Here is a 15,603-nt window from a genome sequence, read left to right on the forward strand (position 1 = left end):
CGGACGCGAACGGAAGCACCAGCGGCGAAGTGTACAGCGCGTGGGTGCCGGTCCAAAGAACATGCCGCGGGCACCCGCCATGAGTGACCGCATCGCAGTCGATTTTTTTAACAGCACGCGCGCCCCCCGAGACCCCCCCCTACCCCTGCGCCGGCGGCGTAAGATGTGTAAAAGAGACGGGCCCAGACCCGCCCCACCATCTCGAACCCGACTCGCCTGCCGAGTTTCCTTCTGCTTCACCCATAGCTGAGCCGGGCGCTGCCGCTGATGCTGGAGCAGAGATGTTGTAGCACCCGGATGCCCAGAACACGCTGACCTGCAGGTGCGGGTGACGCCGGCGATGACTTTGGGGGTGTTTCTGAGGCTGTATTTCGGGTTGCCGGGATCGATTCGTTCGGGTGAATAGGCCACGGCGACATCGGTTCCGATCGCCAGGCCGGATTCGGCGAGGATTGGGCTGAGGAGCTGTTCGGTGGTGCCTGGATAGGTTGTTGATTCCAGTATCACCAGTGTGCCGGGGTGGAGGTGGTCGCGGACCGTGCGTGCGGCGGCCTCGAGTGCGGTGAGGTCGGGCAGACCTTTGCGCAGTGGTGTGGGGACGCAGAGGACTATCACCTGTGCTTTGTCCAGTTCTGCGGGGTCGTCGGTGGCGCGGAAGCCTCGCTCGTGCAGGTTTGTGAGGTCGGCGGGGGTGATCGTGTCGGTAGGTGGGACTCCGCGGTTGATTGCTTCGATGCGGGCGGTGTCGATGTCGAGGCCGATCACGTGATGGCCCGCCAGGGCGGCTTCATGGCATAAGCGCAGCCCCACGTAGCCGACGCCGACGACAACGACGGTGAAACCGAACTCTGTTGTGCGATCTAGTGTTTGGGATAATTCCATGATTGGAACCTCGTTTTCATGCGCGGTGTCTGGACGTGCGTCAGCGACATCCCGGTGTCGGGACGTGCGGGGTTGGGATGCTGGTATCGCTAGTGGGCGTTGCTGCTGGGCCAGTGCGCGGAGATCTGTGCGCGCAGCAGGGCCGGGTCGCCGGTGAAGTGGAACGCGCTCCCGCCCCATGCGCGGAAGACCTCGCAGGTGTCAGCGCAGTCGTCGATGAGCACGGCGTTGTGTGGTTGGAGCCCGTAGCGGGTCAGGGTCGGTCCGAAGAAGCGGTCGGGAGACTCTTTTTTGAGCGATCCGACCTCGGAGGAGACAATCAGTTCGTCGATGCGTAACTCGCCGGTGAGGACCTTGGGGGCGGCGTGGAGGAAGCAGTCCATATTGTCGCTGGCGACCCCGAGGAACGCGCGTGGACGCAGTTCGCGCACGATGCTCGACATTGCCGGATCGATCTGGGCTTTTCGGCAGTCCCGCAACAGCTCTCGCAGTAGATAGTCGTCGCGATAGCGGGCGGGCAACCGCACGTTGAGGGTGGCAATGACCTCGGCGTCGGAGACCAGCCCGCGCATCCATCCCTGAACGTAGTCTTTTCGGCCGCGGAACAACTCTTCGAGTGCGTCGCGCATCTGAGAGGACAGGGGATGTTTGGTGTTGCCGACGATGCTTTCCCAGAACTGGGCCGTGCTGAGGGTGTTGAACCAGTCGAGGAAGACGAACACATCGAAGTACGGAAGGACGAACTGGTCCGACCGAGACTGTGTCATGTCGCCTCCGGGGTCCGTTGCTGGATCGGTGGTGTTCTGGTGGTCATGTCGCGCAGTGGCGGGCGAGTCCGCCTACCCCGCCGAGCCAGTAGCTGGTTGCCACGAACGGGTAAGCGGGGAGTCCGCGCAGGATAGTGTCCCGGTTCGGGCGGGACTCGGAGGCGATGTCGAGGGTCTGCAGACAGTTGGCACGTCATTGTGAACGAGGGCACCGACAACAACACCCATAGCGCACGCCCCCAACAGCCGTTCGTTGGCATCTCGATGCTGGGAAACGCCGAACAACGCGTTGTATCACCTGGCCTGCCAACGCATCACGGCGACCTTGCGCCGGCCGCCAGGTCGCGAAATCGCGATGCCCGCGCACCTTCCCAGCACCCGTAGGTCTGTACTCGCCCGCAATCGCGCCGATAGCTATTGCGGCGTCGAACTATTGCAGCTCAACAGTATTCACCGTGCGTCCGTCGACTCAGGTCGGAAACGGGGGTCGTGCCGCAGGACCCGCAGCGCCAGGTACTGACGGAGACAGCACGGCATGCGCCTTGCGATATACCACACAGTCGCCGTTCCCACCACCGGTGTGCCCCCCGGCGTGGGTGCATCTCGACTTCGCCGCCCCTTCTGCCGCCCTAGCCTCGGCAGCACGCCCATCGATTGGATGGTGTGATTCCGTTGCGGCGCAACCGAAAGGGGTGCGATCTTGTCCGGCATCGATAGTATCTCCGGCGATCCTGCGTGGCGGTCGCCACGAGAGCTACCTCAGACCCTGCGCTCGACGCAGACCCTCACCAGCTGGTTGTTGCAGGCGATGCCATCACCCCTCACAGTTGGGGCGATCGGCTTCAGCGCTCATCTGGTGGACCCGCTGCAATTGTCCACCTATCTGGCCCACCACGGCTGGCACTATGGCGGGCTCAAACCGGGCAGTTCCGCCATCATCTCGTGGCACCACCGCGACCGGCCCGTCGCGGTGACCGTGCACCTGGACCTCCACGACCCCGCCGCCGACCTGCTCAACACTCAGGCGCTGGCCGTCATGGCCGAGGCCGAACAGCGAATCCCGGCGGCCGTGATCGCCGACCTCACCCGATCCAGCGCCCGCGGAACGGGCCCGAACGGCTGGCCCGGTGTCGCCCGCCATCCCCGCACCACTCCAGTTCCCGCCGGCGAACAGCAGCTGCGTAGCGACTACCTCGCTTTTCGCACCTTGCTCTACCACCCCGTCACCGGCGCGTTGGACCCCGATCCACCCGCACAAGCCGTGCGCCGGGCCTGCCAACTCGAGGACCGATGGCTGCCGATCAGCTCGCACTGGCACCAACTACACACCACCGTCGAGGCATGGCGGAACAACCCCGCGACCATGGACCGCCTACACAAAGTGCTGCTCAAACACCCCGCCAGCACCTCCGCGACGACGCTGCGCGACCACGACCAAGCACGCGCCCTCACTGGACACCCACGCCCTGCCGAACTCGACGACCCCGCCCTCACCGCCGCCGATCTCGCCGCAACCGCGACCCGCGGACACCCCAACCACCCCGCTCGCACCGCGGCCGAGTGCGAACAACCCGAGTCACTCCTCGAGAACCCCAGCGCCACAACCGAACTCGACACCGCCGCCACTCTGTAGCGGCACCGCCATGACGGCCGGTCACCACGCGGTCACTCCGGGGCCGCAGCCGATACCTAACAGCCGGGCTGTGCCGGCGAATCCTCGACAGCAAGTGTTTAATGCCGATCGACATGTCGTCGCCTACCAGTAGCGTTGACCCATGCAGCAGAACCGAGGGTGGCCACTCAACTCCAAAGGCGGACGCGACTGGGACCACTATTTCCAGTCCCGCTACGGAAACCGACCACTGCTGGCCGCAATCGCCGCCACCGCCCACCGGGCCGGGAATGCCCTCCTGGAAATCGACGCCGATTCAGCGCCCGCCCCGCATCGGCGCGCCTCTCGCCCAAGCTGAACAACGCCCACCCGCATCCGGACCCTCAGTCGCCTCCGCTGGCCAGCCGACCGCTAGCACTGCCGACCGTCAAAGCCATTCGAGGCCAACCGAGGCGAACCGAGGATCGGCCTGCGCGGCACGCAGCTTTCCCACCAACTCATCCCGACCCAGCTCCGTCAACCGGTAGTAGCGGCGCGGCGGACGCGACTCGGTGATCGTTGCCGGATCCTCGCGAAACTCCGAAACCCAGTGCAACGCAACCATCTTTGCCAGCATCGGATACACCACCGCCGAGGTTTGATTGGCGTTCCGAACCAAGCGATAGCCCCAGTGGTCAATATCAGGCGCCCGCACGAACTCGGCGGCGACCCGGACAAAGCTCTGCGTCAACCGCACACCCATAGCTTACATAGGTCATAAACCACAGACACCCTCGCGGCCTCAGCGGAGATTGCGCTCTCTCGGTAAGGATCTAGAGATCCATCGCTGCGCGGAACCGCATGCCCACGGTCTCCATGGTCGCGGCGTCGAGGGCATCGATGCGTTCGGTCAGGCAGCCTCGTCGCAGTTTCTCAAGTCCGTCGCCCATGTTCAGCCAGCACGTGCGACCGTCGATGGTGACCTCGACGGCGAGTACGTCGATGGGGTTGTCCGTGCTGACCCGCACCCCGTACAGCACTCGGCGGGCTTCCTGGTCGAGCACGGACTGGGCAGACACCAGCCCCGTCAGCCAGTTGTGGGTTTGGACCTCGTAACGCCAGACCTCACCCCGCCGCACGGTATCCGCGCTGCTCGTCGATGCGGGCGGCGGCGTCGTCGAGATCGAGGTCAGCCAAGGCGTCGGCGGTGTCATCGGCAGCGACAACCAAGGGTGGATAGTCGGTCGCAATATGGCGGCGGGCGAGCTGAGAGACCACGGCAGACTCGGAGAGCCCGGAGATTCGGGCCGCAGCCTCGATCAAGCCGGTGGCAACCGGGTCCGGCGTCCAACTCTTCCGTTTCGGGTTCGAGGGCATAAAGAGAGCGTATCAATCATGCGCATCATTCGCGCGCATCCCGTCCAATTTCCGTCGACAATCCTCGGTCGGACGCCCCGGCCTCACCGCGGTGCCGTCCCAAAGGCCTCCCGCTGTCAGCGCTCGGCAATGGCAGGTTGTCACTGCGGAGGCCAATTCCGGGGAGTCGCGCCGCACTCGAAACACCGAGGAGCACCTGCGTAAGCCTTGATCCGTCCGTCGACGCGAAACGCCACAACTCCGACATCACTGTCAAGATTTGCCGCTCGGCCATCCAGCACGAACCATCGCCCCTCACAAGCCGGACAAGACACCGAATCATCCACTACGGCAGCACTTTTCCTGCGACTGGACAGATCGATCACGACCCCTGGCCCGAACCCATCTTCACTCATCCCCCTGTCTTACTCCCCCGCGATCTGCCTACCCAAAGGGAAAACCGCCACAATCACAGCTCGATCGGAGGCGGGCACCCACCGCGACGCCGTCGGCAATCCTGCCCACCCCTGCTGCCGCGGTCGCCCTGACACCACCAGACGCCACTTTCACCCACCGCTGGTGTGCCCACGACTGGGGCGAGCGGACCTATCACCGCAGCTGACGCGCCATAACCTCGGGAGGAAGCACCCGCCGACTGATGCACACCCTCCCAACCACAGTGGAAGGCCTCCCGCTATGACCGACCACAACACCGTCGTATCCCCTTTTCCCGCAGCAAATTCCGTAGGCGGATCATCTGAAACGCTTACCGGTTCAATGGGAGTGCAGGACTGGCTGCGCCACGCGATGCCCGAGCAGCTGAGCACTTCGGCCGTTCCCGCCGCCGCGCATGAGCTGGACCCGCATCAGCTGGTGACCTACCTCGCGCGACGCGGGTGGCGCTACTCGGGACTCATGCCCGGCAGCGACGACATCGCCGCCTGGAGCCACCACAGCCATGCCGGGCCTGTCACGGTGAGTTTGTGCCTGGACCGTCTACTCGCGCGTGGGGCCACCACTCTGCTGCTCATCCACGCCCTCGAACGCATCGCGACCTTCGAGCACCGCGACACCGACCAAGTACTCGCCGACATCATTCGCACGCCGACACCACCGAACACCTTGGTCTCCGGCGACGACTACCAACCGGCTCCCGCGGCCGAACGGCGAATGCGCGCCGACTACACAGTGTTTCGCTCCGAACTATACGACCGGAACGGCACCCGCGTCTTCAAGCCGACCACTGCCTCACTCCAACGCGCGCTAGCGATCGAGAGCCGCTGGCTACACAACCTGGAAGGGCTGAACACCGCGTGGATCAGGCTGCACACCACCGTGGAGGCATGGCATTCCGACTCTGAGAGCATGGCGCGTCTGCATGCGGTGCTGGCCGCCTACCCCGACAGTGTCGATGCGGCAAACCTGCGCGACCACGACCAGGCCCGCGTCATAACCGGCAACCCACCACATCACGACCCGCCCGCCGCGGCCTTCATCGCCATGAACTCAGCCGCCGTACTGGCCCGTCCCGCAGCCCACCCGGTCAACCACCTGCCCGGTAGCACCAATCCCGAGTCAGCGGCCACCGAGGCGCTCGGTTCCGCGACCGAATCCGGCGCCGGTGTGGCGATGTAGGAGCGGCTACCCAACAACTAGATCATGGCACGGACAGCGCCAACATTGTTGCAAACTTGAATGCTAGGATTCTAGTTTCAATGCTTCTGACGATCCTAGAGGAGCGTCCGATCCTCGGGTCCGCGCACCATCTCGCCCCCGCAGGGAGTACCGCTATGAGCACCGATCCGCGCCGACACCAAGACAACTGCGCCCGGGCTTGGGCGCGAGCTCTCCACCGCCTCAGGGCTGCGGTGCGCCGATGCAAGGCAGCGATGAGTTTGCCTCGACAGTTCATCGAGGTGACCCGCCCCGACGGCATACCGCTGCTGGTGCCGCTGCCGCGCGGGGGCAGTCACCATATCGACACCACCGATCCACAAGTCCCGTGGCTGAGCATCTACGACCGGCGGGGTCACGCCTTTCTGCGCATGCCACTGGCTGCCCGCACACAACTCTCCACGACACTTCCAAGACAGGAACGAGCAGATGAGCGACATCCTCGGACTCGCTGACCCGGCCAGAGACTTTCGCTGCCGTTGGACGAGGACAGCACGGAAGCGATGACCACGGCTGCGAGAATCCGAGATCGGCTGCGCGGTCTTGACACCGTCGACGCTAGGTGGCACGTCGGGCGCCAATACCGAGCGCGTCACCGCTTCGGCTCGACTTTCGGTGAGATATGGTGGCGGTTGAGCAGGCGCGCGCACGCTCCCCGTCGCCGTCACCTTCGCCCACGCCGCAGTAGGTGACATCGCCGACCAAGGTCCCCTTCGGTGCCCGCGCATTCACCGCATGATCCACATCAAGCGGCGTGGCGGCGTGGGAGCTGTGCCGGAATGGATGACCATGCCCAAGAATTCGGGTTCAGGACCACGCAGCCGTGCCCGTGCCCGAGCGCTGTCGGCCGCGCAGAACATCAGTTACACCGCCGCCTTGCACCGCCTCCGCGCAGGGCTTGCTCCGGCTGGCGGACCGTCTGCAGGGATGTCCGAGGACGATCGCTCCTATGTGCCGCGGATGCTCACCCAGGCCAGTTTGCCCTTCCGTGACGGGGTGACCACCGACACCTGGCAAAGCTCGATCGGCACGACGCCGTTGATACTGAAATCGGGGATGACGGTTGGCGAGTACGGTCGAGCCGTCCCCGTCGGATATCCCTTCGGTGTCTTTCCCCGGCTCTTGCTGGTGCGGTTGGGTACCGACGCCATCCGCACCGGCAGCCGAGAGCTGGTCTTGCCCGAATCGTGCTCGGAATTCGTGCAACGCCTCGGTCTACGCGCGACGGGTGGGTCTACAGGTGGGGTGACGCGGGTGCGCCACCAACTCATCCGGCTGCTGTCGTCCTCGATCACCTTCACCGCCGAGAACACCGACCGCGCAGCCACTTTCGATGTGACCGACTCATTTACCTTATGGCCCCTGGACCGGGGTGAGGTCTCCAGCGATGCGCAACCGGCACAGAGCACGATCCGGCTCTCGCCCGAATTCTTCGAACAGATCACCACCGCCCCGACGCCGGTCAACTGGCAGACCATCGACCGGCTGCGTCGAGCACCACTGCACCTCGACATCTACTTCTGGCTAGCCGCCCGTGCACGGACCGTCGACACCACTTCTACCAAGCAGCTGGTGGAGCGCTTCGACAACCGGTCCATCGCCACACCGCAATCCAGGCGCAGCCATAGCACTGCGATGCAGCGGGCGTTGGATCACCTGATCGCGGTCGACGTCCTCCGCCGCGCAGGCGACGGCCGAGTCGCGCTGCACCCGAACGCCATCTGACCCATCCACAGTCCGCAGCGCACGCGTTGCCGTCGACGCACTGGACCAGCGGCGTCGCCGCATCGGGCCCCCGGGATCGCGGTATGCAACACCGGCTCCTCCACAGTTCGCCCACTAGGTTCCTGGCGGTCAGGTGACAGAAACTGACCGCGAATTGACAAGAAACTGGTAGAGCCGTGCTGATGCTGCAACCTACTGTGCGAGATGGACCTGTCAAAGGTTGGGTGGGGGCGCACGCCGCCGGCGGCCTTGTGTTCGCGTCGGACACGAGGCCGCGGCGGCGGTCGCTTCAACTTGCGACTACTCCCCTAGGACCGGCAGACGTTGACTGTTGAGAGAGAAGCCTTTTCCGAAGCGGCGCCCAGCGGTTTCCGTGGTCGGCGCGTGTGTCTGTGGTCGGAGGACTTCGCGGTAAACCCGCACCGCGCCTATCGAGAGATGCGGCGCCGTTTCGGCGCGCTGGCGCCTGTGGAGCTGGCGCCAGGCGTCCCGGCCACTCTGGTCATCGACTATCACGTCGCCCTGCGAATCCTCAACGATCCGGATCATTTTCCTGCAGATCCGCGCACGTGGGAACGCGAAATTCCGTCCGACTGTCCGATCCGGCCCATGATGGAATGGCGTCCGAACCCCATTCGCAGCGCCGGCCATGACCACGAGCGCTACCGGTCGGCCGCGGCCGCAGCACTCGACCAGGTCGATCTGCACGGCTTGCACACCGTCGTCGAGAACATCGCCGTCGCGCGGATCAACTCGTTTTGCCTGGATGGGCACTGTGATGTGGTCCAACAGTATGCGTTACCCGTCGCCTTCGGCACTCTCAATGTCATTCTCGGTTGCACCCCTGAGATCAGCCAACGCGCGGCGACCGGGATGGCGGCGATGTTCGACACCACTGCTGATGCCACCGACGGCAACAGGATTCTGGCTGAGGCGCTGCTGGAACTCATCGCGGCCAAACGCCGCACACCGGGCGCCGACGTCACTAGCTGGCTTGCTCAGCATCCTGCCGGGCTAGACGATGAGGAAATGCTGCACCAGCTGGTGTTGCTGTATGCCGCCGGAATCGGGCCTCCACAGAACCTGATCTTGAACACGCTGTTGCTGATGATGACCGACGACAGGTTCGCAGGCAACGTCCACGGTGGGAGTCTTTCCACTCGCGACACAATCGACGAGGTCTTATTCAGCGACCCACCGATGGCCAACTACTGCATCACCTATCCGCGGCAGCCGATCCTCATCGGTGACTTCTGGCTGCCGGCACACCAGCCAGTGTTGATCAGCATGGCCGCCTGCAACAACGACCCGGCAATCCGGACCGACGACATCACCGGCAACCGGTCACATCTGGCGTTCAGCGCCGGCCCGCACGCCTGCCCTGCGCGAGAGCTGGGCCGTCTGATCGTGCAGGACGCGCTCGATCAACTGTTGGACGCACTGCCGGAAATGACATTGGCGGTGCCTCAATCCGAGTTGCGTTGGCGGCCAGGACCATTCCATCGGGCGTTGTCCTCGCTACCGGTCACGTTCCCCAAGAGCCCACCGATCGATCTGGCCCACAATCCATAGCGCAGACAGGAGATCTCGATGGACATCCACTCCGACCCAATCGTCCTCGATCCCGAGGGTTCAGACATCCAGGGCGAAATAGCCCACATCCGAAAGCAGGGCCCGGTCACCCTGGTTGAGCTCCCGGGCGGGGTGCGGGCATGGTCTGTCGTCGACGCGGCGCTCCTCAAGAAGATCCTGTCCAGCGATGAGGTCTCCAAGGATCCGCGGCGTCACTGGCCGGCGTTCCAGAACGGGGAGATACCCGCAGATTGGGAACTGGGCAACTGGGTGCAGGTCCCCAGCATGTTCACCGCGTATGGCGACGATCACCGCAGGCTGCGAAAAGCCGTCGCGCAGGCATTCACCCGCGGGCGCACCGCGGCCCTGGAACCTCGCATCAAGGAGATAGTCGAGGAGTTGCTGGCAAATTTGGAGGCCACGCCCCCTGGCCAGGTGGTTGATCTGCGCGAAGAGTTCGCTTACCCGCTTCCGATCCGGGTGATCAGCGAATTGCTGGGCGCACCCGAGCGCCTGAGCCAGCCTCTTCGGAAATGCGTGGACAGCGTCTTCGACACCGGCGTCAGCAAAGAGACAGCAATGGCAACGCAAGAACAGATGATCGCGTTGCTTCAGGAGTTGGTCGCGTACCGACGCGCGAACCCTGACCAGGACATGACCACCGCCCTGGTCCAAGCCGCTGACGACCCCGGAACCAACTTCAGCGAAGCCGAACTCATCGGGACGCTCTACCTGACCGTCAACGCCGGACACGAAACGACTGTCAGCCTGCTCGACCAAGCGATATACCTGCTGTTGACCCACCAGCAGCACCTCGCCGCCGCGTCCGAAGGCAGGCTGGACTGGGACCAGGTGATCGAGGAAGTCCTGCGGTTCGAGTCCCCCGCAGCACACGTGCCGCTTCGCTACGCGGTCAAAGACATCACTCTGGGCGGTGCAAGTATTGCCGCCGGTGATCCGATCCTCGTCTGCTACGCCGGAGCCAGCCGAGACCCCGCGGTCCACGGTGAGACCACCGACAGATTCGATCCCACACGCGCCAGCGTCCGAGACCATATGGCGTTCGGGCATGGCGCCCACCACTGCGTGGGCGCGCCCCTCGCGCGGCTGGAGGCGCGGGTAGCCCTTCCGGCGATCTTCGCGCGGTTCCCGGCTATGGAGCTCGGTTCCGAGGAGCTCGGGACGACACCAGGGTTCATTTCGAACGGGCATCACCGGCTTCCAGTGCTGCTGAACCGCGCGTGAACGGCCACGTGTTCGGATGAATGCGTTGTCTGCTTGCGCGCGCACTACAGGAGGACACCGCGACCCCCGCGGCGATTCTCTTATAGTCTTGTGCCTAGTTGTAGCTTGCAACAGTAGTTGAACGGGGCGTCCATATGACCGGTGTGGAGTATGAGAAAGAGAAGTGGAAGTCCCCTGCCAAAGATTCGGCAGGTGCCTGGGATACATACCTGAAAGACAGACAGGGATCGGTAGGTTTGGCTATCCACGCCGACGACTTCCGCTCAACGGCGTATGCACAGAGTGTCGGAAAATTGCAAATTGTCGAATTCACCACCAGCCCCCTCGACTACCGCCGCACCGCACGCAATATACGCGCAGACGGCGATGATCACAGCTTTCGGCTCCTCGTCCCGCTGCGTGGGCTCTTCAGGTTCGAGCAAGGTGATTCCAGGGAAATCTTTTACCCGGGCAAAGTCGGATTCTTCCGATGGAACGATCCCCTGTTTATGACGCACGAGGAAGAGATCAGTTGCCTGATCCTTACTGTTCCCGAAAACTCGGTCGACGACAAACAGGCCGCCGACGCACCGCTCGCACTGGATGAGAGACGTCCCTTGGTGCGAGCGCTGAACACACAAGTTCGATTACTTGTCGAGACCACGGGATGGACGGCCGCAGATTACAGTGTCCAATTCTCCAGCGCGCTCATGCAACTCAACGGGGTACTCAACCCGTACCCAGAGGTCAAGTCCAGTACGCGCGCGTTAGAAGCTGAACGCGCACGACGTTTGATCGAACAGCACGCGCACGATACCAGCGTGACACCGGACGTTATCGCCGAGATGCTGGGTATTAGCGTCCGCACGCTGTACCGAGCATTTAAAAGAGCTGGCTACCCGTCACCCGGTGAGATCATGCGCACGGTCCGCGTCGAACGCGCACACCGGCGACTATCCGTCGCGTTGCCAGTCGATCTGGACAGAATCGCCTACGAGGCTGGATTCAGCTGCCCGGGTAGCTTCCGAAAAGCCTATCGAGCGCGCTACGGGCAAAGTCCATCTCAGGCGCGCGAACAGCTATTCAGCTGACGCGCTGGCAGATAACCTACGAGGTCGTTGGACACACAACACCTCAGCTGGAACGCCGCGAACCGACTGGCGGCCGCGTGTCAGCGCTGCCGTTCCCGGAGGTGGCTGCATCCTCACGTCGCAACCGCGATCATCAGATTTCGCTTACAGAGATCGACGTCCACTTCGAACATCAGGACACCAGCATGAAGTTGCGGACCAATGCCGTCTACCCAGCGGAGGCCGTACTCGTCACCAGCGAGATCGGGCCGCCGGATGGACAGCCTGTGCTTCTCAGCCACCCACTGCTGATGGGGCCGCAAATGTTCGAGCCACTGATGGAGCGGCTAGCAGCGCGGGGCTACCGGGCGATCACCTGGAATCATCGAGGTCATGGCTCGAACACGCCCCCGAAAAGAGAACGCCATCCAGAGGTGAGCCTGACCCTGCTGACTGCCCAGGCAGCCGATGTAGTCAAGGGCCTGAACCTGCACAAACCGCACTTTGTCGGGCAGGGCCTAGGCGGCATGGTGGGACTGCGTTTGGCGGCATGGCGCCCCGATCTCATTGCCTCATTGACAACGATTGCCTCGTCGGCCGAGACCGAGCCCCACCGCGAAGCCATCACGTCGTTGGCCGACCACATCGAAAAGCACGGAATGACAGGCGAACTCGACCTCGGATCGGGAACCACACCCGTGGTCAAGCTGCTCTCCCACGCCAGCTTCGGGGCATGGACCCAGAACAACCAGCCGGAGCTGGTTACTGCATGGGAGCAACGATTTGCGCGACTGGCCCGGATAGCGCCCTCCATGCGCGCCTTCGCCGCGCGCGAGAGTGTCATCCAGGACCTGCACGGGTGCAGCGTGCCAGTGCTCTCCATCGCCGGCGCCGAGGATATCGTCTACCCTCCCCCCATCAGCGGGGCCGCGATCGCAACCACCACTGGCGGGCAATATGTCACTATCGCTCGCGCCGGACACAGCGTGGCGCTGGAACAGCCCGACGCTGTCGTGAGCCACCTCGAGCACCAGTTCGCCAGTGCTGATCCGATCCATGGGTTCTGAGCACGTACAGGACCGGTCCGCGCGCTTGTCGCGAAATCACCTAGCCCGCAGTGATTAGTCTTGCGATGTCGCGTGAGCCGAGATCGACGACACCAGCATGGTTGGCAATGTCGCGGGCAAGGACGTGACGAAGGGTGGCGCTTGCCCCAGGATCGCCTTGCAGCGTCCGCGCCACGGTACGCATCCGCGCTCCCAGCTGGCTGAGGTTTTCAGCGATGGCGCGCACCTGGTGGGACGCAGTCGGAGTCCAGCGGCGGTGCACGTCGGCGGAGAAGAACCCTTTTTCCGCTATCGCCTTCCTTCCGAGGATCGTCTCTAGTTGAGTTGCCGCACTCGATGCGGCGAACCCGATTGCGGTGGCGTGAACTTCGTGGACTGCTTCACTGGCGGCGATCATCAGCGAGACGTGCGTGGTGGTGAGAAACGCGTCGTGCAGGCGTGCCGCACGGACCAACGGCGACCTTGCCCGACGGGGCCAAAATGACCAGGCCGAATCACCGATCGCCTGCTGAGCTTCGCGAATCCATTGCTGCGCGAGCTCGGCGTCACCGTCACTCATGCTGGTCAGCCTAGCCGCGACCACCGCCCTGCCACACGCGCCGGGAGCATCCGGATGGCCACGCGCTGGTACAACGCCGCCGTCGACGCCCGCGGGGGTGAGGCGTCCACCGTGCCCCGTCCGGAAACCGAACTGCACCACCTGTTCGCCGTACGCGTCGCGACAACTACAGCGATCAAACCGCTACACCACAATGCATCCCACTCATGGAAACCCTGGACCAACCCGGCGAGGGCATGAGCGGCGGCCAGCAGCAGTTTCAACGTGATCTATCCGCAGCCGCCGGTGGAGGCACTTCGGGCGTTGAGGACGAGCAGACAACGGTGCCCGGCCTACGTCTTTGCCTACAGAAAATGGGGGCGGTCACACGCCAAATGCGTTTAGGGACAACGTGTTTGCCGGAGTGGCTAGGGTGGACAGCAAGTAGGTCACGTGGCAAGACCCTGCCACGCGGTCAAGGACTTGGAGGACGAACATGCATCCCACGCCGACGCCACTGACCGAGGAAGCCGCGTTCGAAATTGCCCGCGGCATCCTCACCGAGCTCATCGCCTACACGGGCAGTCGCACCGACAGCCAACAATGGGCAGCGCGCCGGCAGGAATGGACACTACGCCTGACCGCGCTCCAGGTGACGGATACAGCAGCAGTACAAGCCATCCTGCAGCACGACGGAGCCGAACTGGCCGCGATCAGCGCTGGCTAGCGATGGCCCCCGCAAAGCCGAACAGCTCGAAATCGCTACTACCGGCACGGCGTGCACGGCAGATTTTCGACAAACAGATCGTGCCGATCCTAAGTCCTCAAATCCGGCCTCAGCGCGATCCGCGTCTCATCCTGCTCGGAGCCCAACCCGGCGCGGGAAAAACGTCTCTGGCCAGCATCATCGGAGAGAGTCTCGGCCCAGGCCGACGGCCGGTCCTGCTCGATTTCGATGCTTTGCGCCCGTTCTATCCCGGTTATCAGGCCATCAAGCGCAGGATGGGACCAGACGGGGACCGGCTGGTCACCGACGACGTCTACAGATGGCTGACCATGGCTTTCGACTACGTCCGCGCCCACCACTCGGACGTACTCGTCGAGCACACTATGGCGAACCCACAGCAGGTGGACAACGTGGTGAAGAGGTTCGCCGATCCGCCGGAGAGCGGTGCGGCGCGGTATCGCGTCGAAGCCGCGTTCCTGGCGACTGCGGCGGCCGATTCGCGATTGGGAATGCTCGAGCGCTACCAACTCGCCTACACACACACCGGGCATGGGCGCCACCCCGGCGACAAACTCCACGATCAGCGCTACCACAGCGTGCTCGAGGCTGCCGACTGGCTTGACACCGATCCCCGCTTCGAGGCTGTCGCCGTCTACCGCCGTGGTGTGCGCCAGCCCATCAGCCGCAAAGTTCGAGACACCACAGGTACGTGGTCACCTGATGTTGCTACCCGGCAGATCATGGCCACCGAACGAGCCCGACCATGGGATCTGGCTCGCAGCCAGCAATGGCTTAGTCTGCATGCACGCCTGGTCGCCGCGGCGGACGCACAGTGGTTACCGTCGCTGGAACTCGCCTGGCAGGACGCGCAGCCACTGCTGGACCCCGCCGCACTTGTCGATGCGCCGCTCGACCAGCACGTGGCCGAAGTGTGGGAAGTCGCCTTCCAAGCACAGCCTCCTCCAGCGCACCGACCGCGGGGAAGTCACGATGCGGAATCGCATATCGCCGAAGCCGACGGCCTCAGCGACCAGGGACTCAGCGCCCCAGACGTATCCGGGCCCGATGGGGCAAGCATGTGACCTTACAGCTTCGCCGTCGTCTATGGACGTTGGGAAGCCGGTCGGGAAACTCAACTTCGCACTCCGACGCCGGGCTGAGCCCGAAGCGTCTCGCCGAAAGTTGTCCAAATCCACCACCTCCCAATCAGCTACTCATCCTCGGAGCGCGCGTGCGGGATTGGCGCGCAGTGATCCGATTTGAGCCAGCCCGAACTCGGGCGATATCGCCTCGGCCAGAGTCCGGTGCCCGCGATCGACCACGGTGAGGAGATACGGTTGAATGACCATCACGCACCGACTACGACCCGAAAGTGCCACTGCACCAGTCGACTCGGGCCGAACAGGAGCA

14 protein-coding genes and 1 pseudogene are annotated in these 15,603 nt (G+C 63.9%); 9 read left to right on the plus strand and 6 right to left on the minus strand.

Features of this window, described 5'->3' with window-relative positions; genetic code table 11:
- Both DBO33_RS41470 and DBO33_RS41475 read right to left on the minus strand, forming a co-directional pair.
- Positions 1-882, minus strand: a pseudogene (locus tag DBO33_RS41470) (hypothetical protein); the annotation flags it as partial.
- An 89-nt stretch (positions 883-971) separates the two neighbouring features.
- Entirely contained in the window at positions 972-1,649 is a 678-nt protein-coding gene (locus DBO33_RS41475; protein ID WP_107661126.1) for an HAD family hydrolase, read from the minus strand.
- A 700-nt stretch (positions 1,650-2,349) separates the two neighbouring features.
- Between DBO33_RS41475 and DBO33_RS41480 the strand changes: the two genes are divergently transcribed.
- Positions 2,350-3,282, plus strand: coding sequence for a hypothetical protein (locus DBO33_RS41480; RefSeq protein ID WP_159080797.1), 933 nt, complete (start codon positions 2,350-2,352; stop codon positions 3,280-3,282).
- Between the two features lie 406 nt (positions 3,283-3,688).
- Here DBO33_RS41480 and DBO33_RS41485 read toward each other — a convergent pair whose 3' ends face one another.
- The 3 genes from DBO33_RS41485 to DBO33_RS41495 all read right to left on the minus strand — a co-directional run bounded on the left by DBO33_RS41485 (position 3,689) and on the right by DBO33_RS41495 (position 4,617).
- Complete coding sequence (locus tag DBO33_RS41485) at positions 3,689-3,997, minus strand: PadR family transcriptional regulator (protein ID WP_159080798.1); 309 nt, start codon at positions 3,995-3,997, stop codon at positions 3,689-3,691.
- Positions 3,998-4,073: 76 nt separating this feature from the next.
- The gene (locus DBO33_RS41490; RefSeq protein WP_107661129.1) at positions 4,074-4,379 is read right to left on the minus strand and encodes a hypothetical protein; all 306 of its coding nucleotides are present in this window, start codon (positions 4,377-4,379) and stop codon (positions 4,074-4,076) included.
- The gene (locus DBO33_RS41495) at positions 4,366-4,617 is read right to left on the minus strand and encodes a hypothetical protein (RefSeq protein ID WP_107661130.1); all 252 of its coding nucleotides are present in this window, start codon (positions 4,615-4,617) and stop codon (positions 4,366-4,368) included. The genes DBO33_RS41490 and DBO33_RS41495 overlap by 14 nt, the downstream gene beginning before the upstream one ends.
- Positions 4,618-5,373: 756 nt before the next feature.
- On the opposite strand from DBO33_RS41495, the gene DBO33_RS41500 reads away from it, so the two are divergent.
- The 6 genes from DBO33_RS41500 to DBO33_RS41525 all read left to right on the plus strand — a co-directional run bounded on the left by DBO33_RS41500 (position 5,374) and on the right by DBO33_RS41525 (position 12,928).
- Complete coding sequence (locus DBO33_RS41500) at positions 5,374-6,231, plus strand: hypothetical protein (protein ID WP_107661131.1); 858 nt, start codon at positions 5,374-5,376, stop codon at positions 6,229-6,231.
- A gap of 966 nt (positions 6,232-7,197) precedes the next feature.
- A complete protein-coding gene (locus DBO33_RS41505; protein ID WP_159080799.1) occupies positions 7,198-7,995 on the plus strand; it encodes a replication protein RepA in 798 nt (265 codons plus the stop codon).
- Between the two features lie 438 nt (positions 7,996-8,433).
- Complete coding sequence (locus DBO33_RS41510) at positions 8,434-9,567, plus strand: cytochrome P450 (protein WP_325050816.1); 1,134 nt, start codon at positions 8,434-8,436, stop codon at positions 9,565-9,567.
- Positions 9,568-9,585: 18 nt separating this feature from the next.
- Positions 9,586-10,812: a cytochrome P450 family protein gene (locus tag DBO33_RS41515; RefSeq protein ID WP_107661134.1), complete on the plus strand. Its 1,227-nt coding sequence runs from the start codon at positions 9,586-9,588 to the stop codon at positions 10,810-10,812.
- Positions 10,813-10,946: 134 nt separating this feature from the next.
- Positions 10,947-11,882: an AraC family transcriptional regulator gene (locus tag DBO33_RS41520; RefSeq protein WP_107661135.1), complete on the plus strand. Its 936-nt coding sequence runs from the start codon at positions 10,947-10,949 to the stop codon at positions 11,880-11,882.
- A gap of 77 nt (positions 11,883-11,959) precedes the next feature.
- Complete coding sequence (locus tag DBO33_RS41525) at positions 11,960-12,928, plus strand: alpha/beta fold hydrolase (RefSeq protein ID WP_107661136.1); 969 nt, start codon at positions 11,960-11,962, stop codon at positions 12,926-12,928.
- A 40-nt stretch (positions 12,929-12,968) separates the two neighbouring features.
- Here the strand turns inward: DBO33_RS41525 and DBO33_RS41530 are convergent, their stop codons facing one another.
- Complete coding sequence (locus tag DBO33_RS41530) at positions 12,969-13,487, minus strand: hypothetical protein (RefSeq protein ID WP_159080800.1); 519 nt, start codon at positions 13,485-13,487, stop codon at positions 12,969-12,971.
- Between the two features lie 475 nt (positions 13,488-13,962).
- On the opposite strand from DBO33_RS41530, the gene DBO33_RS43390 reads away from it, so the two are divergent.
- Positions 13,963-14,193: a hypothetical protein gene (locus tag DBO33_RS43390; RefSeq protein ID WP_159080801.1), complete on the plus strand. Its 231-nt coding sequence runs from the start codon at positions 13,963-13,965 to the stop codon at positions 14,191-14,193.
- A gap of 2 nt (positions 14,194-14,195) precedes the next feature.
- The gene (locus DBO33_RS41535) at positions 14,196-15,275 is read left to right on the plus strand and encodes a zeta toxin family protein (RefSeq protein ID WP_234391483.1); all 1,080 of its coding nucleotides are present in this window, start codon (positions 14,196-14,198) and stop codon (positions 15,273-15,275) included.
- The last annotated feature ends 328 nt before the right edge of the window (positions 15,276-15,603 follow it).

Origin of the sequence: Nocardia suismassiliense, from assembly GCF_900269665.1 — a bacterium.
GTDB lineage: Bacteria > Actinomycetota > Actinomycetes > Mycobacteriales > Mycobacteriaceae > Nocardia > Nocardia suismassiliense.

Bases quoted from the DNA above. Each gene is read 5' to 3' on its own strand.
- DBO33_RS41500 (WP_107661131.1), top strand. From the start codon at position 5,374: ATGGGAGTGCAGGACTGGCTGCGCCACGCGATGCCCGAGCAGCTGAGC.
- DBO33_RS41475 (WP_107661126.1), bottom strand. From the start codon at position 1,649: ATGACACAGTCTCGGTCGGACCAGTTCGTCCTTCCGTACTTCGATGTG.
- DBO33_RS41520 (WP_107661135.1), top strand. From the start codon at position 10,947: ATGACCGGTGTGGAGTATGAGAAAGAGAAGTGGAAGTCCCCTGCCAAA.
- DBO33_RS41515 (WP_107661134.1), top strand. From the start codon at position 9,586: ATGGACATCCACTCCGACCCAATCGTCCTCGATCCCGAGGGTTCAGAC.
- DBO33_RS41495 (WP_107661130.1), bottom strand. From the start codon at position 4,617: ATGCCCTCGAACCCGAAACGGAAGAGTTGGACGCCGGACCCGGTTGCC.
- DBO33_RS41535 (WP_234391483.1), top strand. From the start codon at position 14,196: ATGGCCCCCGCAAAGCCGAACAGCTCGAAATCGCTACTACCGGCACGG.
- DBO33_RS41505 (WP_159080799.1), top strand. From the start codon at position 7,198: ATGTCCGAGGACGATCGCTCCTATGTGCCGCGGATGCTCACCCAGGCC.
- DBO33_RS41510 (WP_325050816.1), top strand. From the start codon at position 8,434: ATGCGGCGCCGTTTCGGCGCGCTGGCGCCTGTGGAGCTGGCGCCAGGC.
- DBO33_RS43390 (WP_159080801.1), top strand. From the start codon at position 13,963: ATGCATCCCACGCCGACGCCACTGACCGAGGAAGCCGCGTTCGAAATT.
- DBO33_RS41530 (WP_159080800.1), bottom strand. From the start codon at position 13,487: ATGAGTGACGGTGACGCCGAGCTCGCGCAGCAATGGATTCGCGAAGCT.